This is a genomic window from Alkalihalobacillus pseudalcaliphilus, assembly GCF_028610675.1.
Taxonomy (GTDB): domain Bacteria; phylum Bacillota; class Bacilli; order Bacillales; family Bacillaceae_D; genus Alkalihalobacillus; species Alkalihalobacillus pseudalcaliphilus.
In genome coordinates this window covers 31611-51985 of record NZ_JAQQWS010000006.1, presented here as the reverse complement: position 1 = coordinate 51985, position 20375 = coordinate 31611, and the positions used below count along the sequence as shown (strand labels likewise).

The following is a 20375-nucleotide window of genomic DNA, read 5'->3' as shown; positions in this document are numbered from 1 at the left end:
ATAGAATATTTTAAAATCATATGAAAACACAATGAGTAGGATTAATAAGGAACCTCTATTTTTTAGAGAGCTGTCGGCGGGTGTAAGACAGTAAATAGATTCCCGAACTCGCCTAGGAGTGGATAGATTGATAAGTAAATCTATACGGTTAACTTCCGTCATCAAGTCTGAAGATGTTTCCTTGTCAAAGTGAAACAAAAAAGAGTGGTACCGCGATTAACCATATCGTCTCTTTCGTGGAGATGATGTGGTTTTTTATTTTTTTATAGATAAGGGGGCGTTATGTATTATGGGAGATTGCTTTATTTGTAATAAGCATCAAGGGAGAATAACAACGGCAAGTATGAGTGTTTATGAAGATGATTTTGTATATGTCGGTCATATTGATCGGAATGGTCAACCTAATTATTTGGGGCATATGATGATTGATTTAAAAAGACATGTTCCATCTTTAGCGGATATGAGTGAGGAAGAGGCTGAAGTATTTGGCGTCACGTTAATGAGAGTGAGTAAAGCTTTAAAAGAAGTTGCCAAGGCAGAGCATATTTATACCTTTGTCGCAGGGGATGCGGTACCACATCTTCATATGCATATCGTGCCAAGATACCCGAATACGCCTAGAAAATATTGGGGGGCATCTGAAGTTTATCAATGGGAGGAGGCGCCGATAGTAGGTGAGGAGGAGGTCGCTGTTTTTTGCGATCGTATGAAAGCATTCCTCAGCAAATAGAATCGTAGAAAGTGGGTGCTAAAAATGAACGAAATCATTAACTATTATAATCAATTTGATGAATGGGGGAGGCTTGATCGTGAACCGATTGAGTTTCAAGTGAACTGGCATTTTATAAAGCGATATTTACCAAATGCGGGTACGGTTTTAGATAATGGTGCTGGTCCTGGCAAGTATGCGATGGAGTTGGCGAAAAGTGGACATAGGGTTACCCTAACGGACTTAACGCCAAAGTTGGTTGAACTGGCTAAGGCTAAAGCGAAAGAACTAAAGCCTGAGGATAGGTTTGATGTGTTTTATACGGCGGATGCGAGGTCACTTCAACCTTTAGGCGATGAAACTTTTGATTGCGCCCTTATGCTTGGTCCTTTATACCATTTGCAAGAAGAGAGTGATAGATTAAAGGCGGTTCAGGAGTTAAACCGAGTTACCAAAAAGAAGGGAATTGTGTTTGTTGCTTTTATGTCGCGGGTACGTCATATATTGACATCCTTACAAGCTCCTGAAAACTGGAAGCCCCATCATCATCTAGCAACCATTCAAGAGTTTTCTCAAACAGGTCGGTTTGACCATGCTGATGCTGGCAGATTTACGGGTGCCTTTTATTATAATATTGAAGAAATTAAGCCTTTTATGGAGTCTAATGGATTCGAAACGGTAGAGTTGATCGGTTCAAATGTGGGAGCAAGCTTAAGTAAAGAGAGCTGGACCTATTGGCAAGACAAAGGGGAAGAGCAGGCACTGATTGAGCTATTAAAGGAAAAAGCGACAGACCCCCATCTACTAGGAATCTCTTCCCACTTAATGTATATTGGTAGAAAGCTATAAGAATAGATAGAAATTTTTGCAAAAAGAGGTAGATAATTTGAAGGTATTACAAGGTAAAATCGCCATCATTACGGGTGCTAGCAGGTTAAAAGGGATTGGGGCTGCGATTTGCAAGGAATTAGCTGCAGCAGGCTGTGATATTTTTTTCACTTATTGGAAGGAATATGACAAGGAAATGCCATGGGAAGTACAGGAAAATGAACCGGCTAGTTTAAAGCAGGAATTAATGGATTTGGGTGTCAATGTAGCTTCAATGGAATTAGACTTGTCGCTTGTTGATTCACCAAAGTTATTGGTAGAGCAAGTAAGTAAAGAGCTTGGTTACCCAGATATTCTTATTAATAATGCTGCTTACTCGACGAATAATGATTATCGTAATCTAAAGGCTGAAGTATTGGATAAGCATTATTTAATTAATGTCCGAGCTACAGCAATGTTAAGTAGTCATTTCGCTCGCGGATTTGATAAAAACAAAGGTGGTAGGATTGTGAATATTACCTCGGGGCAATTTCAGGGACCTATGCCTGGTGAGGTTGCCTACGCTACAACAAAAGGAGCGGTTGATGCATTAACAATTACATTATCTGCTGAGCTTGCTCCTTTGGGCATTACCGTTAATTCTATTAATCCAGGCCCGACCGATACAGGGTGGATGACAGAGGACATCAAAGAACAATTAGCTCCAAGGTTTCCGTTTGGAAGAATAGGAGAACCGAAAGATGTCGCAAGAACAATTAAGTATTTAGTCAGTGAAGAAGCTCAGTGGATAACCGGTCAAATTATTCATTCAGAAGGTGGGTTTAGAAGGTAATAATAAGAAATGTCTGTATTCGAGAGGTCATGTTAAGTGTTGGCAAAGTTTAAAAAGCAATTACTTATCTTAACTGTGGTGGCCGATTAGCTCAGCGCCACCCCGCAGGACGCGGAGCATAATTTTCGGTAGCGACGAGTAACGCTCCATGTTCGCACTAACTTTCATACAAAACGTCCATGGCGAAGCCCGATTCACCTTGCCACCAACAAAAACAAAGTAGTGGCGACATCTTAAACAGTTGGCACTCCATACAACTCCATTACCACTAGGAGTCCGCACGCACAAAAAGGGAGCAGTGGCCTGTTAAGTCATCTATCGCAAGATGGATGACCAGCTAACTTCAAGGCACAACCCATCGCCCCTTACAACTTTCACACAAAAGGAGGCAATCATATGTTCAAGCTATTTGAATATAACTGGCAAGTAAGAAATGACTGGTTCGCATGGTGTGAAAAGCTACCAGAAGAAGAATTACATAAAACGAGAGTAGGTGGAGTAGGAAGTATTTATTTAACCTTGCTTCACATCATCGAAGTAGAAAAAAATTGGATTCATGATGTGAATCGTGAACCAATCCCGGAATTCAAACAAGAGAATTTTAAAACTTTAGCACAACTCATCGAATTGTCCGAGAGCATAAAGCCGGCTACACTTGCGGTACTCGAAGCTTACAACAGCGAGAGAGATTATGAAATTGTATCTTGTCCTGAATCAGATGGTACACATTCCATTTATACTTTTGGCGAAATATTGAGGCACTTAATTGCTCATGAAATCCATCATATCGGGCAGATTTCCGTATGGGCTAGAGAAATAGGGGAAACTCCAGTCACAGCAAATCTAATCAGAAGAGGGTTGTTTAAGTAAGAAGGCCATTCGAAATGGGAACGCACTTTCCAACTATTATTAAAAAGACTGTACAATCAAAAGATGATTCGTACAGTCTTTTTTAATCAATCTTTATACAAGGTGGCAAGCTACATAATGGTTTGGCTCTACCTCACGAAATTGAGGTACCTCAATACGACACTGTTCAGTTGCGAATGGGCAGCGAGTATGAAATTTACAACCTGAAGGCGGATTACTCGGGTCTGGAATATCACCCTTCAAAAGAATGCGCTCACGCCTTAAAAGGGGGTCAGGTATTGGAACAGCAGATAGCAATGCCTTGGTATAAGGGTGTAATGGGTTTTGATAAATATGATCTCTTGAACCAAGTTCCATCATTGAGCCTAAATACAGCACACCGATCTTGGAACAAAGATGCTCAACAACACTTAAATCATGAGAAATAAATAATAAAGTCACTTCTTGTTCTTCTTGAAGCTTTTTAAATAAATTAATAATCTGAGCTTGAATCGAAACGTCTAAAGCAGAAACAGGTTCATCAGCAACAATAAAATCAGGATTTAAAATCATCGAACGAGCAATGCCAATACGTTGGCGTTGACCGCCACTGAATTCATGTGGATATCTGTCAATCTGGTATTCAGATAAGCCGCATAGTTCCATGACTTCAATGACTTTTTGTCTGATTTCCTTTTTTGTTGCTATCCCGTGATCGAGTAATGCTTCCCCAATGGCATCACCGACACGAATACGCGGGTTTAACGAACTATACGGATCTTGAAAAACAAATTGTAAGTGAGGTCGTAAACCTCTCATTTGATCCTTTCGGAGTTCATGCAAATTTTGACCCTTATATAGAATTTCTCCGCTAGTAATATCATGCAACTTTAAAATACTTCGTCCGATTGTGCTTTTTCCACTCCCGGATTCACCGACGAGTCCAAATGTTTCACCGCGATTGATCGTAAAACTAACATCATCAACGGCTTTGACAATATGGCTCTTTTTCTTCAGCAAGCCTTTCCCTTCTTGGAAATATTTCTTTAAATGTTTGACTTCTATTAAAGGCGTTGTACTCATTGAACCTTTGCCTCCTCATATAGCCAACAAGCGACAGAATGACCTTCCTCATCTTCAACTAATCTGGGCATTTTCGTTGTACAAATGTCCATACATTGCCGGCAGCGAGCACTGAAATAACAGGAAGGCTTCAAATCAACTAAGTTAGGGACTTGGCCTGGGATTGTATATAAACTTTCTTTTCGCTGATTAATAACGGGTTTAGCAGCGAGCAAGCCTTTTGTATATGGATGCTTAGGGTTTTTAAATAATTCCACAACAGGGGCATGCTCGATGACCTTGCCTGCATACATTACGATCACATAATCGGCAACTTCTGCTACGACACCTAAGTCATGTGTGATTAATAACATGGCCATTTGTCTCCGCTCTTTTAGTGTCCGTAGTAACTCAAGAATTTGAGCTTGGATGGTGACATCAAGTGCGGTTGTTGGTTCATCGGCAATGAGGAGTCGCGGATTACAGCAAAGAGCAATCGCAATCATAATACGTTGAAGCATGCCGCCACTTAATTGATGTGGATAGGAGTGGAAAATTTCATGACTACGCCCAATACCTACAAGCTCTATTAATTCGATTGCTTTTCTTTTCGCTTCTTTTTTTGATAAAAGCTCATGTTCTCTAAGTGGTTCAGTGATCTGCTCGCCGATGGTTAAAACAGGATTTAATGATGACATCGGTTCTTGGAAAATCATCGATAGGTCGTTCCCACGCAAACGACGTAAGTCACCTTTACTCATTTTTAATAGGTCATGACCTTCGAATAAAATTTCTCCACCTGTCACTCCACCTGAAGTAGGCTCAATTAATCCCATAATTGACATAGCTGTTGCACTTTTCCCACAGCCAGACTCACCGACTATACAGACGGTTTGCCCTTCTTTTATTTGAAAACTAACGTCATTCACAGCATTGACGATGCCACTCTCGCTCGTAAATTGCGTTAAGAGGTTTTTTACTTCCAATAAAGATTTTTCAATCATTGTTCTCACCTTCTTTTCATATTAGGATCGATCGCATCGCGTAAGCCATCACCCAATAAGTTAATACTAATAACCGTTAAGAAAATCGCGACTCCTGGAGGAATCCAGAGCCATGGACGTTTCTGAAAATCGATTAATGAGTTCGCAGCATTGATCATATTCCCCCATGATGCAGTGGGAGGAACAACACCTAGCCCAAAATAGCTTAGGACTGACTCACTTAGAATCGCACCACCAACACTTAATGTTCCACTGACAATTAAGATGGGAACAATATTAGGGAAAAGGTGACCAAATAATTTCCGCCGATCCTTTAACCCTAGAGCATCGGTTGCTTGCATAAATTCTCTTTCCCGTAGACTTAGGATTTGGCTACGAACAAGGCGGGCGAGGCCGGCCCATCCGACGATACTTAACATCACCATGACAATGTACAAACGTTGCTCCGCTGGGACTTTCCATTCAGACATGACGGCGGCCATAATGAAAAGTAATGGAAGACCAGGTAATGTCATTAAAATATCAGCTGTCCTCATTACAATTTGGTCGGGAATTCCGCGATAATAACCAGCAATCATACCAAGTGTCGCTCCGATAGCAATCGATAATACCATCGCTCCAAGACCGACTGTGAGTGAAATACGTCCGGCTAGCATGAGGCGTGTTAAGACATCACGTCCTAAATTATCGGTGCCAAGCCAATGTTCGAGGCTGGGTGATTGATGAAGATTGGTTGGATTGACCGTATTACTATAAGGTGATAGGTAAGGACCAATAAATGAAAATAGAAAGATAAAGACGAGGAAGCTAAGTCCAACAATCGCCATCTTCTTTTTCAAAAATCGCCTAAGAACTTGCCGCCAAATCGATGATTTATGGGCTATTTTAGGTTGGATAGGTGCGTTTGGATTAACAACGGGAGCTTTTTCCATAGTTATTCATCTCCTTACTTTAACCGAACACGTGGATCGGCGACCCCGTATAAAATATCGGCAATTAAATTACTGATTACCGTTAGAAGAGCAATAAACATCGTAAAGCCCATTAACAATGGATAATCTCGTACCGTAAAGGCTTGCATGTAAATCGCCCCTATTCCAGGCCAATTAAAAATTTGTTCGGTAATAATCGCTCCACTAAATAAAGCAGGTAGCTCAAAAGCAAATAATGTAATAGCTGGCAGCATAGCATTACGTAGGGCATGCTTGTAAATGACGACTTTTTCCTTTAATCCTTTAGCTCGAGCTGTTCGAACAAAGTCCTGCTTAATCACTTCAAGCATATTTGTTCGGAAGTACCGAGTTAATCCCCCGATTCCTAACATCGTTAAGACAAGGACGGGGAGGATCATATGCTCAGCAACATCGATAAAATAATCCCATCCGCTCAAATCACTTCCGGTCGTAATCATACCTCCAGCGGGTAGCCATCCTAGGTCAACGGCAAAAAACTTAATTAATATAAGTCCAAGAAAAAAAGATGGAGTAGCCATAGCGGCAAAAACTAATACCGTGACAACAGAATCAAATAATGAATATTGCTTAGTTGCTGAAACAACACCGATAATAACGGCGATAAGCCATGTTAGGAACAGGGAAGCAAGTGCGACGATAAAGGAGCTCCAAATATAATTCCCTAATACTTCTGTTACAGGTCTTTGAAATTGTAAAGAATATCCTAAATCACCTTGAAATAGATTTCCAATCCAAATGAAATAGCGTATATAGATAGGTTGATCAAAACCATAAAGGGCATAAAGCTCGGCTTTTCGCTCTGCCGTTAAATTAGGGTCAGAATCAACAAAATTCCCAGGTACTAAAGAATAGAGAAAAAAGATTAAAATAGAAGCACCAATTAATGTGGGAATCAAATAGAGGAACCTTTTTAAAATGTAACCTTTCAAAATCATACCTCCTTCGTAACAAAACGCCGTAAGCGGAGTCATGTATGTAATCTAGTAGTCTTTATCATAGAAAGAAAGCGTATCCGCACCAAACATAGCGGATACGCTCATTAAGTTCTTTATTCGATTTCTTTCACTTTTAAGTTAGGCAAACTTGGCGTAATACCTCGGACACCATTTGGATTAAAGCCTTCTACTCGCCCATTCGTACCAGCAAGGATTTTTCCATAAGATAAGAAGATGTATGGTGGATCTTCTGATAGTTCTTCGTAAAGCTCATGATAAATCTCCGTTCGTTCTTGGATATCAAACGTGCTAACACCTGCTTTAATAAGTTCATCAACCCGTTCATTGGAGTAACCATTCGTATTTTGGAAGCTACCCCCACCATTGGTTTGGAAGTAACGAACACCATCAGATGGATCAGATAACATGGTTGTAGAAAAGCTTGCTAAATCATGTTCGCCATCAGCTGTTCTTGCTAAAACAGCATTATAGTCCATTTGCTCGGCCTCAAATTGAATGCCAATTTCCGCATAATTTTCCTTGGCGATTGGAATTAACACTTCAGAGAGAGCACCTTGTGTAACAAAATAATAGACAACGAGTTTTTCCCCATCTTTTTCACGAATACCATCATTTCCTTCAACCCAACCAGCCTCTTCAAGCAGCTGCTTTGCTTTTTCAGGGTTGTAGGCATAAGGTTCAACATCTTCTGTGTATGCCCATGAAGCTGGTGAGATAGGGACGTTCGCTACTTGTGCAAAACCTTGGAAAGCTGTATCAACAATGGTTTGACGATCCAGTCCGTAAATGAAGGCTTGCTTCACGCGTGGATCTTGGAATTTCTCTTTTTCATGATTAAATTTAATAAAGCTATAAGCAGATGATTGGTAGACATTAATGTCAGCAAAACCTAATAGCTCAAGTAATTCTAAGTTATCTGGATTTGCGGGAAAGCCGCTATAATCAACTTCACCTGTTTGAAAAAATTGAGTAGAGTCTCCTTCAGATGTTTTGTATATGAAAAAATCAATTTCCGGTTTTCCTTCATAATATAATTCATTGGCAGCATAACGGATTTCCTGACCTGGCAAATAGCGGTCAAACTTAAACGGACCTGCCCCAACTGGTTCAAGGTGATAATCACGAATATAATCAAGCTCACCTTTTACATAACGGTCACCGTAATAAGCTTTTGATAAAACTTGACCACCAAGTAAACGTAAGGAACGATAGTTTGCTTGCTCTGTATCGATCTCAATCGTCAAGGCATCAATAACACGAATACCAGAAACGGACTCCGCATTACCTTCTTTATAATCCAGCCCGCCTACGACCTGTGCTTCGGTTATATCGGTCACGCCAGCATATGCTGGGTCATGTAATAAAGTTAGAGTAAAAGCAACATCCTCCGTTGTAAGAGGTGTGCCATTGTCGAACTGTAATCCCTCACGTAATGTGAACGTATACGTTAACCCATCTTCAGAAACCGTCCAATCCTCAGCTAAGCGTGGATAAGGTTCCCCGGTCTCATCAACATCGACGAGTGGAGGGAACATGACGGCGGTGACATTGCCATCATATCCATTTGTATAAAAGAACGGATTAAAAACACCGCCAGGTTCTAAGAGGGTTGCGACGACCGTATTGCCTCGCTGAACCGCGTTAGCAGGAATGGCGGACAAATCACTAGCTGGTATGGACTGATTTTCAACAAGTTCATACAAAGGGGCAGGCGCGGTTTGTTCTTGATCAGAATTTGCATCTGTTTCTGGTGCTGTCGTTGTATCATCATTGCCGCATGCAGCTAAAACTGTAAGTCCTACTATGGTTAAAATCATTAATAGTTTTTTCATTTGGTTCCCTCACATAAGATGATTTTTGATTGTGGACGTATCATTTATTCATTGACATCCATAATTTTTAAATCCTTCAAGCTTGTTGAAATCCCACGGTAGCCATTCGGCAAAAAGCCCTCAACTCTAGCATTATTTGCAGATAAGACCTTCGAATAAGAGAGTAAAATAACAGGTGGATCCTCATCTAAGGCTTCATAGAGCTCTTTAAATGCTGCTGTTCGTGCTGCTTGGTCGGTTGTAGCATTGGTCGCATCAATGAGAGCATCAATTTCAGCATTTTCATAGCCTTTTACGACAGACGTTGTATTTTTTGAATGAAAACTTGCGACACCGTTATATGGATCAGTTAGCATCGGGGTTGAGAAGGAAGCAAGATCATGCTCACCGTTATCAACTCTTGATAATAAGGCGTTAAAATCCATTTGCTCGACTTGGAAATCAACACCAAGCTCTTTATAATTCTCCGTTGCAATCGGGATGAGTGTATCAGCAATTCCACCTGCTGTTGTGAAATAATAGATTTGTAGCTTCTCGCCATCTTTTTCACGAATACCATCTGATCCTGCAATCCAACCAGCTTCCTCTAATAACGCCTTTGCATTTTCTAAATCATAACTTGTTTGGCCAACCTCATCAGTATAAGCCCAGGAAGCAGGTGATACAGGGACATTCGCGACATTGGCGTAGCCTTGGAAGTGAATATCAATAATCGTTTGACGATCCAATCCATGTATTAAGGCTTGACGAACGCGAGGGTCCTCAAAAATAGGGTTTTCGTGATTAAATGTAATGTAGCTATAAGCGGAAGAAGTATATAAATTAATGTCAGCAAAACCAAGCGATTGAAGTAGTTCGAAGTTATCAGCATTGGCAGCGAAGCCACTGTAATCTAATTCACCTGTTTGGAAGAACTGCTGAGAATCTCCTTCTGTTGTTTTATAAATAAATAACTCAATGTCTGGTTTTCCTGCGAAATAATGCTCATTGGCTTCATAGCGAATTTCTTGCCCAGGAAGATATTGAACAAAACGGAAAGGTCCGGCTCCTAGAGGTTGGAGATGTAGGTCACTTAAATAATCTAAATCACCTTTTTCATAGTTAGCCCCGTAATAGGCTTTTGATAAGACTTGGCCTCCTAATAACCTTAATGCCCGTGCATTCACTTCTTCTGTTGTAATTTCAACTGTTTGCTTATCGATAATGTGGATACCTGAAATGGACTCCGCAGCGCCTTCTTTGTATTCAAGTCCACCAGCAATGCGTGCTTCCGTAATATCTGTACCACCGGCATAGCTTGGATCATGTAAAAGTGTTAGCGTAAAGGCAACATCTTCAGCTGTTAAAGGACTTCCATCATCAAACTTCAAATGCTCTCTAAGTTTGAACGTATACGTAAGCTCATCATCAGAAATCGTCCACTCCTCAGCTAGACCTGGGATAAATTCACCTAATTCGTTGATCTCTACTAAAGGAGGGAACATAACGGATTGGACATTTCCATCATAACCACTCGTATTAAAATAAGGTGTAAAAACTCCGCCGGGTTCTTGTAAACCAACGACTACCGTTCCACCACGATTAATTGCTAATGCTGGTGAAGCTGCAGGATTTTCAGCTGGGATGACCGTATCTGCAATCTCATCGGACACAGAGTCCTCGCCAGTCGCTACGGGTTCTGTGTTAGACGGTGCTGTTGTTTCTTCGGTATCGTTATTGCAGCCGATTAAAACAGCGATACTTAGTATTAAAACCAACAAAAAAATGGAAATCTTTTTCAATTGCACATCAATTCCTCCCCTAATCATTAGTAATTTGATAATTCCTATCAAAATACTATGAGTTATAATCGATAAATTTGATAATAATCAATCATTTCAAATAAGTCAACGATTATTCGTAAAAATATGGTATGTTTCTTTTATAATATGTGAGAATGTCGAAATTAAAACGATACATCTAAATGAAAAAGAACTAAAAATCATGACATATTTTAGGTCTTTTTGCTGAAAATGCGAATAGAAAACCTAGTTGTTTTGTTGGTTTTTCTGGGTATTCTTAATCAATGTTCTGTGACAAAAAGAGTAAACCATTGTTAAAATAGTTGCATGATTAGCAGTGAATGTAAAAAGATAGGTGACGTATGGACATAACAAATTTTGTGACACTGGAAATCATTTTTGGTAAAAATTCTATTCACCAAGCAGGAGAATTAGTTTAAGTTTTTCGATTTAAACTGTTTTAATTGACTATTCAAAAAATAGACGATAAACTCAAAGGGAACACTCTATGAAAACGCTTACTTAATCTAGTTTCCTAGAGTTAATCCCTAGTCTAAGCCATTGCTAAGTAGTAGTGGTGAACCGAATAGCGAGCTTGAAGCATAGGTAGCACAAGTAGTCTAAATTATTGAATTGGAGGAATGAGTAGATGATTTATGCAAATCCAAATCAAGACGGTTCAAAAGTATCTTTTAAACCAAAGTATGACAACTTTATTAATGGTGAGTGGGTTGCACCAGTGAAAGGACAGTACTTTGAAAATGTGACACCCGTAACAGGCGAAGTGTTTTGTGAAATTGCTAGGTCAACAGCGGAGGATATCGAACTTGCTTTAGATGCCGCTCATGCAGCTAAAGAGACCTGGGGTAAAACCTCCCCTACAGAAAGAGCGAATCTCCTGAACAAAATTGCTGATAGAATAGAAGAAAATAAAGAGATGTTAGCCGTTGCAGAAACGTGGGATAATGGAAAAGCTGTACGTGAAACCTTAGCAGCAGACGTACCATTAATGGTGGATCATTTCCGTTATTTTGCTGCGACAATACGTGCTCAAGAAGGATCGCTCAGTCAAATTGATGATGATACAGTCGCTTATCATTTTCATGAGCCACTTGGTGTTGTCGGACAAATTATTCCTTGGAACTTTCCTTTGCTTATGGCGACTTGGAAGCTCGCCCCAGCACTCGCTGCTGGTAACTGCGTCGTTTTAAAGCCAGCAGAGCAAACACCAGCATCTATTATGGTTTTACTTGAGCTCATTGAAGATCTATTGCCAAATGGTGTCATTAATGTGGTGAATGGTTTTGGGGTTGAAGCTGGTAAGCCACTTGCCTCTAATCCAAGAATAGCTAAAATTGCCTTCACAGGCGAGACAACAACAGGCCGCTTAATTATGCAATATGCTTCACAAAATATTATTCCAGTTACTCTTGAGCTTGGCGGTAAGTCACCTAATATTTTCTTTAAAGATATTATGGACGAGGATGATGATTTTTTAGATAAAGCAGTTGAAGGATTTGTTTTATTTGCACTCAATCAAGGGGAAGTATGTACGTGTCCTTCAAGAGCTTTAATTCATGAAGATATTTATGACGTGTTTATGGACCGAGCCTTAAAAAGAGTAAAGGAAATAAAAGTTGGAAATCCGCTGGATACGTCTGTGATGATGGGTGCTCAAGCATCAACGGAGCAAATGGAAAAAATCCTATCCTATATTGATATCGGTCAGCAAGAAGGAGCAGAAATGCTTGTTGGCGGTGGTAGAAATGCAATAGAAGGACTTGAAAATGGTTATTATATTCAACCAACCGTATTTAAGGGAAATAATAAAATGAGAATTTTCCAAGAGGAAATATTTGGTCCAGTTGTATCTGTAACAACTTATAAAGATGAAGAGGAAGCGCTAGCTATTGCTAACGATACTTTATATGGTTTAGGTGCAGGTGTGTGGACACGTAATATTAATAAAGCCTACCGGTTCGGTCGTCAAATTGAGGCTGGCCGTGTCTGGACGAATTGTTATCACGCCTATCCGGCACATGCTGCATTTGGCGGATATAAGAATTCTGGAATTGGCCGTGAGAATCACAAAATGATGCTCGAACATTATCAACAAACAAAGAATTTACTCGTCAGTTATGGTACGAGTCCAGCTGGATTATTTTAATCAACCGTTTTTTCGCCCTAAAGGAGGCTACTCATGACTGTGAAAAGAGTAACCGCAACACCTGAAGCGATTGAGTTAATTGAAGAATTAAAGGAGAAACATGGTCCGCTTATGTTCCACCAATCTGGCGGTTGCTGTGATGGAAGCTCACCGATGTGTTATGCCCAAGGTGAATTTCTAGTTGGAGACAGCGATATATGTTTAGGCGAGATTGGGGAAACACCGTTTTATATGAGTAAAGTTCAATATGAATATTGGAAGCACACACAGATTATCATTGATGTTGTACCAGGTCGTGGTGGGATGTTTTCCCTTGAAGGACCAGAGGGCAAGAGATTTTTAACAAGGTCGAAAGTGTTTACAAAAGATGAGCAAGCTCAGTTAAACCAAACCATGTGAATCAAAAAGCTAGGGGGAGACCCTAGCTTTTTGTCTGGAGAGATGATAGGAATCTTATATAACTTTTAAAGTATTGTACATGTGGAAAAGCTAATCCACCTATTTTATATAGGAATTACACAGATTTTTCTAAGTGAAATGAGTAGTGCTACGAATAGCGTACTCTTTTTTTTATTTTTCAAAAATAAATTATGTAAACTTTCTTTTTTATAGTTAAAAAGGTCGGGAAGTGGGAATACAAACAGTAGCATATAGAAAAAAGGACGGTAGGAGTGGTAAATTTGAGAGAAGGGACAAGTGTTGCATTTGAACAAATAAAAGATGAACAAAGGGATTTTTCCTTTATAAATACTAGTTATTCAGAAGCAGTCCAACATTATTTGCAATTTTATCATTTACCTCATAAGAACATAAAATATTGTCATGGTTATATTCACTCCAGTAAAGAGAAGATATTTGTCCAATCGTTTAGTAAAAGTAATCCAAAAGGGACAGTATTTCTCATGCATGGCTATCTCGATCATGTCGGCTGTTTAAGTCGCTTTATTCATTATTTGATTGAACAGAATTATCAAGTTATTGGATTTGATTTACCAGGTCATGGTTTGTCAACAGGTGAAAAAGCTTCGATTCAAGACTTCGAGGATTATGTCGAGGTGTTAGATGATGTGATTCACTTGGTTAAGGATAACATAGCACAGCCACTGTATTTAGTAGCTCATAGTACAGGGGCAGCCATTAGTTTTTCTTACTTATTAAACCATCAAAATATGTTTAAGCGAGTTGTTTTGATTGCACCTTTAATAAGAGCAGCATCATTTAGAGTTTCAAAATGCCTGTTTTGGGTTGCAAAACCATTTATCCGTCAATTACCTAGAGTATTCCGGGCTAACTCAAATGAACAAGCTTTTTTAGAATTTATTAAATCGGATCCGCTCCAAGCAAGGGTTTTACCAATGAAGTGGATCGGAGCAAAGTTAACGTGGTTTAAGCGAATTAGTAAAGGTCAAACTTGTAGTTCTGATGTTCTAATTTTGCAAGGTGACCGAGATAAAACGGTTGATTGGAAATATAACTTATCTTACTTAGAAAAAAGTGTACCGAATAATGAAATTCATCTTGTGAAGGGGGCCGGACACCATTTATTAAATGAGGTTCAAATCGTTCAAAATCAAATTTTTAAACAAATTGAACGGTTCTTTACGATCAAATAAGAAAGCTGCCTCATAATTGAGAGACAGCTTTAACGTTATTATGTGTATTGTTGAATGCTAACAACTTCACCGTTCGGGAATTGGTCAGAGAATAAAAGCTCACGAATCACTTTCGCTACTTTTTCAGCTGACATCAAATGACCCTCTGCTTTGTATGCCTGAAAACGAGCTAATTCGCTGAAATCCGTTTTATCGGTTGAACGTATTTGCTCCTGCATACCTGTGTCGATTATGCCTGGGGCAAAGGCACAAACTTGAACCGGAAAAGGTTGTTGTTTTTGTTCAATAGCTACAGTTTGGCTAAATAAATTCACACCCGCTTTTGCACTACCATAGCTACTCCAACCAGAAATTGGTGAGCGAGAGGCACCCGAACTAATATTTATTATTCTTTTGTCTAGTTTATATTTTTCAGTATGCTTGATAAAACAAGAGCTGAAAATTAATGGAGCCGTTAAGTTAATGGAGATGTTTGTTGAAATATCGGTAGCTTCAGCATTTTGTAACGGTTTGATGGGTGATATCACACCCGCATTGTTTATTAAAAAAATACGATGAGCTCTTTCAAGGTTAATCTTTTGAAAAATGCTTGAAACAACTTCGGGAATGCTGTTAATGTCACTTAAATCAAATGAGATATTTTCAAAGGTTGTATCATTTGCTTCAGTAGTTAAAGCTATTTCTTCATTATGTGATCGTGCTACTGAAAAAATATGTACTGGTTCTTGAAGTAACTCTTTGACAATAGCGGAACCAAGCCCTTTAGAACCTCCAGTAATAATCGCATAGTTCATCTCTATGTTTCACTCCTTTTCACTCTTTTTATCATAGCTTTCTAAGGAGAGTTTGGCAAATTATTTTTGTGAAGTAAAGCTTGATTCTCTCAAGAAAAAAAGTAATATAGTTTATATATATTATAATTATATGGAAGTAGAGGTGTTGGTACCTATGAATTTGTATAAGGCTCATGCCGTACACCCTCAAACAGATGTGCCTCTAATTATTTATTTTAATAAAAGAGATGGTTATGTAACATTTGCCAAGGATGAAGAAGTCATTCATATTTTAAAAAGTATTCGTGAAGACTTGTGGGAAAATCAGAGGTTTTTAGCTGGTTTAGATAATGTCGAGAGATTATGCCATACTCAATATCCTGTGAGTAATTTTAAGGAAATGATTGAGTTTTTACAAAGTGTTGGATTTAATAAGGATGATTTGGAGTTTAAGCAAATGGTATTGCATTGAACGTGGAGTTTGGATAAGAATACGGTATAGGGAGCCATTCAGCTTCTTATATCGTGTTTTTTTGTATAAAAGTTATTTATGGGCGATAGTTTGTGCCGTGAAGTTTGCTCGTCATCGATCTCGCGATCAATGACCTTAGTAGGACAGTGCTCCCTGTGTTTGTTCAGGCCGACTCCTGATAGTGATCGAGTTGTAAACGTGCCAACAGTTTGAACAGTCACCACTACTTTTATCTTTGTTGGTGGCGAAGTGAAATCGGGCTTCGCCATGTGGGTTTTATATAATAAATGATATTATGAACGAAAGATTTTCTCGTAATTCAGCGGACGAGTGATGCCGAGACTCTCGTGTGACGCAGTGGCAGAGCTGAGAGCCGCTGGCTGCACCGACTAACTCTGCACTACGTGATTGCCTCGGAGTATGATTTTCGGTAGCGACGAGCAAAGCTACGCATATCGCTTTTCGTACACTTTCATACAAAAGGCACTATCCTTGTATCTTGAGGGCTTCTGTTGTTTAATTAAGATTAGTTACGATAAAAAAGTAAGTGAAGGAGAGTTATAGATGGAGTTAGGAATAAGTACCTTTGTTGAGACGACACCACATGTGGATACTGGTAAAACGACGAGTCACGCGGAAAGAATTCGTGAGGTTGTGGCAGAGATTGAACTAGCTGATCAATTAGGTTTAGATGTGTTTGGGGTAGGGGAGCATCATCGTGAAGACTATGCGGCATCATCACCAGCTATTATACTAGCTGCTGCTGCCGCGAAAACAAAAAATATACAGTTGACAAGTGCGGTTACGGTTCTATCATCTGCAGATCCGGTTCGTGTTTATCAAGATTTTGCCACGGTAGACGCCGTATCTAATGGAAGAGCTGAAATAATGGCAGGGAGGGGATCTTTTATTGAGTCCTTCCCCCTGTTTGGTTATGATTTAAAAGATTATAATGAGCTCTTTGAAGAGAAGTTAGAGTTACTATTAAAAATTCGTGATTCCGAGAAAGTAACTTGGGCTGGTAACCATCGGGCGGCTATTAATAATCTAGGGGTATACCCTCGTTCTGAACAAGAGAAATTACCTGTCTGGATAGGTAGTGGTGGTAATCAAGAATCAGTTGCTAGAGCAGGGATCTTGGGTTTACCTCTAGTTCTGGCGATTATAGGAGGTAGCCCACAGCAATTCAAGCCGTTAGTTGACTTATATTGGCGAGCTGTTGAACATGTTGGTCATGATGCTTCAAAGCTTGCGGTAGCTTCTCATTCACATGGCTTTGTTGCAGAAACAAATGAAATCGCTGTGGAGAAATTTTATCCACCAACCGCTCAAGTCATGACTCAGCTAGGTAAGGAAAGAGGCTGGCCACCATATACAAAAGATACGTTTCATGCAGCTAAAAGCTTAGAAGGTGCTTTATATGTAGGGGATCCAGAGACTGTCGCTTATAAGATTATCCATCTTCGTAAAAATGTGGGGATTACTCGTTTTATGTTACATGTTCCTGTAGGATCGATGCCACATGAAGATGTTATGAGAGCTATTGAACTTTATGCAAAGGAAGTAGCTCCTATAGTTCGACGGGAAGTAAAGAAGTGGGAAGAACAAGAAATAAACTTGTAAAAAGTAAAACAGCAAGTAGTGATTGGTGGTTACCACTTGCTGTTTTTCATTTACTATTAGCTTGAGTTATTGGAGGTGGAGTTTAGTTATTAATGATCACTCGTTTTATTCATCTGAGTTATCTACAGGGTAGACACCATTTTCATCATGTACTTCATTCCCAGTAATAGGTGGATTAAAGACACAAACCATTCTCATGTCTGTTTTTGCTCGAAGTAAATGCTCATCATGTTTATCAAGCACATAGATTTCATCTTTTTTAATTGGCCAAACTTTTCCATCTGCCAATGTTTCTACTTCACCTTCACCTTCAATGCAATAAACTGATTCAAGGTGATTTTGATACCAAATATGAGTTTCTGTTCCTGCATAGATAATAGTGTCATGTACGGAGTAGCCCATTCCATCCTTTTTTAATACTAGGCGTCGACTATTCCATGTTTTATCTTCGTTTTTTACATCATGTTCTGTTCCGATTACATCTGCAAGTTTGACAACTTTCATTAGTGATTACCTCCATGTATTCGTCTATATATTCTTTTAATCACATCTATATTTTCCAAGTTTTAACGTCTAATTAATTCGTCACCGCTTCTTTTTGACCTACAACAGCTTTGACACTTTCTTCTAAAATGGTAAAGCCCTTTTCTAATGTAGCATCATCGATAGTTAAGGCAGGGAATAGCTTGAAAACTTCATCCTCTGGTCCAGACGTTTCCATAATTAAGCCTCGTTCAAAAGCTTCTGCCGCTACTTTGGCAGCCAGACCTTCTACTTCAGAGCATATCCCTACCATTAAGCCTCTACCACGGAAATGACCTTTTATTTCAGGGTAATCCATTACAATTTTTTCTAAGAAGTCTTTTGTTTTCTTTGATTTTGCAGCAATTGTTTGTTCAAACTTTGGATCTTCCCAATAAGATAATGCGACCGTTGCCGTAATAAACGCATGGTTGTTGCCTCTAAATGTCCCATTATGTTCTCCTGGTGCCCAAATATCTAGATCAGGTCTAATTAGAGTTAGTGCTAAGGGGAGCCCCATACCACCAATTGATTTAGATAAGCAAACAATATCAGGAGTAATTCCGGCTTTTTCAAAACTAAAGAATGTGCCAGTACGACCAATTCCTGCTTGAACATCATCGATGATTAATAAGATTCCCCAGCGTTTACAAATGCTTTCGATTCTTTGTAGCCACTCGTAGCTTGCGGCGTTAATACCACCTTCACCTTGGACTGTCTCGAGAATCATGGCTGCAGGTATTGCAACACCACTTCCTCTATCTTCGAGGAACCGCTCGAGATACTCCAGAGTGTCGAGATTGTTACTTACAAAGCTGTCATAAGGCATCGTAACGACGTTGTGTAAAGGAATTCCTGCACCTTTTCTTTTAAACGAATTACCTGTGACAGATAATGAACCAATGGTCATACCATGAAATCCATTTGTAAAGCTTATAATATCTGTGCGTCCTGTTACTTTTCTTGCAAGTTTAAGGGCGCTTTCTACTGTATTTGTTCCTGTTGGTCCAGGGAACATGACTTTATAGTCTAAGTTACGAGGTTTTAGGATCGTTTCATTAAAAGCTTCAAGAAACTGTGCTTTAGCTGTTGTCGCTTTATCTAATGAATGAGTGATACCATCAGATAAAATATAATCGACTAATTTAGCTTTCATCTTTGGATCGTTATGTCCATAATTCAATGCTCCAGCACCTGAGAAGAAATCGATAAATTCAGTCCCTTTTTCGTCCCACATTTTTGATCCAGTCGCTTTTGTGAATACGGTTGGAAAGCTCCTTACATAACTACGAACCTCTGATTCTAATTGTTCAAATAGCTTCATATTGGTTTCCTTCATTTCTCTCGTACTCCTCCTATTTTATATACCAATACTGTGTATAGGTATATTTTATTGTGGACAACACCTATTTTTTTAATTACTTTCTTTAAGATGGTAATGGTCCAATTTTAAACATTAATTCTTCTTCATGATGTTCACCTGGAAATAAATCTTCCTGATAGTAAGGGGTGATATCACAGTTTGTTTCGTACGTTTGTGCTAGTTTTTTGAATAGAGCTTGAGAGGCACCATTTGATGGAGTAACGGTGGCTTCAACAAATTCAATTTTGGGTGAAAGTCGACTTTTAATTAATTCCTGCAATAGTTGAGAGGCAATACCTAAGCCTTGAGCAGAAGGTTTAACACCAATTTGCCAAATAAACAGAGTATTCGGTTGATTAGGTTGTCTAAAGGCCGTAACAAAGCCAACCACATCGTCTTTTTGTTTAGCTACAAGGCATGTTTCAGCAAAAAAATCTGCCATCATAATGTACTTATAGGCTGAGTTTTGATCTAATGAGGTCTCGTTTACGATTTCCCACATTGCTGAGCCGTCTTGTTTGGTGGGGTGTGAAAATTGAATCGTGGCATTCTTTTGTTTCGTTACAACTGCGGTTTGAATACTAATAGCTGTTTCCTCCGTTTCTAGTTTTAATGTTGGTCAGACGTTTCAGTTATTGCTATTCCCCAACGTTTTTGTAACTAAACTACATATTTTATCTTATTGGAATCGTGTATGACTGGCAAATGGGCTTATCGGGAATTATTGTGCTCTGAATAGCCTTAGCAATGCTTAACGTCTCTTACAGTTACCATTAGTGAATATCCTCCCAAATTGTTAGGTTTTCTCATAAGGTTAAAAAAAGTCGCAATTTTTTGTTGTTATTATGTGGAGGAAGGTGAACAAAGTCATGTTTTAAAAAAATGGGTATATATTTTGAATGTTAATGCGAACGGTCCAAAAATACGTGGATATTGGATACTAACCCTGATGAGTGACTACTTTTTTTTGTTGGTGAGGATTGTTTGTGCGGGGCTACGGCAAAATATGTGGAGC

19 protein-coding genes and 1 other annotated feature are annotated in these 20375 nt (G+C 39.2%); of the genes, 9 read left to right on the top strand and 10 right to left on the bottom strand.

What is annotated here, in order from left to right:
• The first annotated feature begins 22 nt into the window (after positions 1-22).
• Positions 23-236, top strand: a binding site (T-box leader).
• Between the two features lie 53 nt (positions 237-289).
• The 4 genes from PQ479_RS13560 to PQ479_RS13545 all read left to right on the top strand — a co-directional run bounded on the left by PQ479_RS13560 (position 290) and on the right by PQ479_RS13545 (position 3239).
• Entirely contained in the window at positions 290-730 is a 441-nt protein-coding gene (locus PQ479_RS13560) for an HIT family protein (RefSeq protein ID WP_047989687.1), read from the top strand.
• 24 nt (positions 731-754) lie between these two features.
• Complete coding sequence (locus PQ479_RS13555) at positions 755-1558, top strand: class I SAM-dependent methyltransferase (protein ID WP_047989686.1); 804 nt, start codon at positions 755-757, stop codon at positions 1556-1558.
• Between the two features lie 37 nt (positions 1559-1595).
• Positions 1596-2369 (top strand): SDR family oxidoreductase, encoded by a 774-nt coding sequence (locus PQ479_RS13550; RefSeq protein ID WP_047989685.1) that lies wholly within the window; start codon positions 1596-1598, stop codon positions 2367-2369.
• 396 nt (positions 2370-2765) lie between these two features.
• Positions 2766-3239: a DinB family protein gene (locus tag PQ479_RS13545; RefSeq protein WP_047989684.1), complete on the top strand. Its 474-nt coding sequence runs from the start codon at positions 2766-2768 to the stop codon at positions 3237-3239.
• 93 nt (positions 3240-3332) lie between these two features.
• Here the strand turns inward: PQ479_RS13545 and PQ479_RS13540 are convergent, their stop codons facing one another.
• The 6 genes from PQ479_RS13540 to PQ479_RS13515 form a co-directional block, all read right to left on the bottom strand.
• The gene (locus PQ479_RS13540) at positions 3333-4301 is read right to left on the bottom strand and encodes an ABC transporter ATP-binding protein (protein WP_047989683.1); all 969 of its coding nucleotides are present in this window, start codon (positions 4299-4301) and stop codon (positions 3333-3335) included.
• Positions 4298-5284 (bottom strand): ABC transporter ATP-binding protein, encoded by a 987-nt coding sequence (locus PQ479_RS13535; protein WP_420535545.1) that lies wholly within the window; start codon positions 5282-5284, stop codon positions 4298-4300. The genes PQ479_RS13540 and PQ479_RS13535 overlap by 4 nt, the downstream gene beginning before the upstream one ends.
• 5 nt (positions 5285-5289) lie before the next feature.
• Positions 5290-6216 (bottom strand): oligopeptide ABC transporter permease, encoded by a 927-nt coding sequence (gene opp4C / locus PQ479_RS13530; protein ID WP_047989682.1) that lies wholly within the window; start codon positions 6214-6216, stop codon positions 5290-5292.
• Positions 6217-6230: 14 nt separating this feature from the next.
• Positions 6231-7187 (bottom strand): ABC transporter permease, encoded by a 957-nt coding sequence (locus PQ479_RS13525; RefSeq protein ID WP_083991306.1) that lies wholly within the window; start codon positions 7185-7187, stop codon positions 6231-6233.
• Positions 7188-7306: 119 nt separating this feature from the next.
• A complete protein-coding gene (locus PQ479_RS13520) occupies positions 7307-9046 on the bottom strand; it encodes an ABC transporter substrate-binding protein (protein WP_047989680.1) in 1740 nt (579 codons plus the stop codon).
• Positions 9047-9090: 44 nt separating this feature from the next.
• The gene (locus tag PQ479_RS13515; RefSeq protein WP_420535550.1) at positions 9091-10827 is read right to left on the bottom strand and encodes an ABC transporter substrate-binding protein; all 1737 of its coding nucleotides are present in this window, start codon (positions 10825-10827) and stop codon (positions 9091-9093) included.
• A 649-nt stretch (positions 10828-11476) separates the two neighbouring features.
• Here PQ479_RS13515 and exaC point away from each other — a divergent pair.
• The 3 genes from exaC to PQ479_RS13500 all read left to right on the top strand — a co-directional run bounded on the left by exaC (position 11477) and on the right by PQ479_RS13500 (position 14607).
• Positions 11477-12994: an acetaldehyde dehydrogenase ExaC gene (gene exaC, locus PQ479_RS13510; RefSeq protein WP_047989678.1), complete on the top strand. Its 1518-nt coding sequence runs from the start codon at positions 11477-11479 to the stop codon at positions 12992-12994.
• Between the two features lie 33 nt (positions 12995-13027).
• On the top strand, positions 13028-13393 hold the full coding sequence (locus PQ479_RS13505; RefSeq protein WP_047989677.1) for a DUF779 domain-containing protein: 366 nt from the start codon (positions 13028-13030) through the stop codon (positions 13391-13393).
• A gap of 281 nt (positions 13394-13674) precedes the next feature.
• Positions 13675-14607 (top strand): alpha/beta hydrolase, encoded by a 933-nt coding sequence (locus PQ479_RS13500; RefSeq protein ID WP_053070453.1) that lies wholly within the window; start codon positions 13675-13677, stop codon positions 14605-14607.
• A 38-nt stretch (positions 14608-14645) separates the two neighbouring features.
• Here the strand turns inward: PQ479_RS13500 and PQ479_RS13495 are convergent, their stop codons facing one another.
• Positions 14646-15401, bottom strand: coding sequence for a (S)-benzoin forming benzil reductase (locus PQ479_RS13495; protein WP_047989676.1), 756 nt, complete (start codon positions 15399-15401; stop codon positions 14646-14648).
• Positions 15402-15555: 154 nt separating this feature from the next.
• On the opposite strand from PQ479_RS13495, the gene PQ479_RS13490 reads away from it, so the two are divergent.
• Together PQ479_RS13490 and PQ479_RS13485 are read left to right on the top strand one after the other, a co-directional pair.
• A complete protein-coding gene (locus PQ479_RS13490) occupies positions 15556-15852 on the top strand; it encodes a hypothetical protein (protein ID WP_273717031.1) in 297 nt (98 codons plus the stop codon).
• A gap of 564 nt (positions 15853-16416) precedes the next feature.
• On the top strand, positions 16417-17475 hold the full coding sequence (locus tag PQ479_RS13485; RefSeq protein ID WP_047989674.1) for an LLM class flavin-dependent oxidoreductase: 1059 nt from the start codon (positions 16417-16419) through the stop codon (positions 17473-17475).
• Positions 17476-17580: 105 nt separating this feature from the next.
• Here the strand turns inward: PQ479_RS13485 and PQ479_RS13480 are convergent, their stop codons facing one another.
• From PQ479_RS13480 to ectA, 3 genes are all read right to left on the bottom strand, one after another.
• Positions 17581-17979: an ectoine synthase gene (locus tag PQ479_RS13480; protein ID WP_047989673.1), complete on the bottom strand. Its 399-nt coding sequence runs from the start codon at positions 17977-17979 to the stop codon at positions 17581-17583.
• Positions 17980-18052: 73 nt separating this feature from the next.
• Positions 18053-19336: a diaminobutyrate--2-oxoglutarate transaminase gene (ectB, locus tag PQ479_RS13475; RefSeq protein ID WP_047989672.1), complete on the bottom strand. Its 1284-nt coding sequence runs from the start codon at positions 19334-19336 to the stop codon at positions 18053-18055.
• Between the two features lie 88 nt (positions 19337-19424).
• Entirely contained in the window at positions 19425-19901 is a 477-nt protein-coding gene (gene ectA, locus PQ479_RS13470; RefSeq protein WP_273717057.1) for a diaminobutyrate acetyltransferase, read from the bottom strand.
• Positions 19902-20375 lie beyond the last annotated feature (474 nt).